Origin of the sequence: Clostridium oceanicum (assembly GCF_039521385.1) — a bacterium.
Classification (GTDB): Bacteria; Bacillota; Clostridia; order Clostridiales; family Clostridiaceae; genus Clostridium_F; species Clostridium_F oceanicum.
The window spans coordinates 1-724 of sequence record NZ_BAAACG010000022.1 but is presented as its reverse complement, the minus strand read 5'-3'; the positions used below and the strand labels follow the sequence as shown (position 1 = coordinate 724).

The following is a 724-nucleotide window of genomic DNA, read 5'->3' as shown; positions in this document are numbered from 1 at the left end:
AACTCTTGCCATAAATTTACTAACCTAAGTATTGGCTGATTAAGTCTTGCTGAAATCATTCTAAAAGCTATAAGTTGTCCAATAGTTATTTTTTGACTCATAACCATATAAGCTCCAGCCCAAAGTATTATGGCATCTGACACCTTTTGTATAAACTGAGCTACAGTATTTGAAGTTCCTGCAATTATTGATGTTTTAAAAGCTGATGTTGAATAATCTGCTACCTTGTCTTCCCATCTTTTTTGACTTAAAGCTTCAAGAGAAAAAGATTTTACAGTTTCAACTCCTGTTACAGACTCAACTAAATAGTTTTGCATTTCTGCATTATATTTAAATTTTTCATCTAACTGCTTTTTAAATAAAGGGGTTATTATAGCATAAAGTATTATAAATGCTGGAATTGTGAGCATTACTATATTTGCAAGTGAAAAACTATAGATATATAAAACTATTATGTATACAATTAAGAATAATATATCTAGAACTGATGACAATGGAACTCCTGTTAAGAAATGACGTACATTTTCTACCTCTCTTATTCTTGCAATAATTTCTCCTGTTCTTCTATTTTTGAAAAATGCAAAAGGTAATCTAAATAAATGATTGAATATTCTGGAATTTAAAATTACATCAACCTTATTTGTAACATGGGAAAAAACATAGTTTTTCCCAAGACCTATTATAAGTTCCAAAACACTTACAATAATAAGTCCTATCATTAAAA

Annotated in this window: 1 protein-coding gene; it reads right to left on the bottom strand. The window is 28.5% G+C overall.

The features are described 5' to 3' along the window. A partial coding sequence (locus tag ABDZ71_RS19625) for an ABC transporter transmembrane domain-containing protein (RefSeq protein ID WP_343764596.1) occupies nt 1-724 on the bottom strand: 724 nt, incomplete at both ends.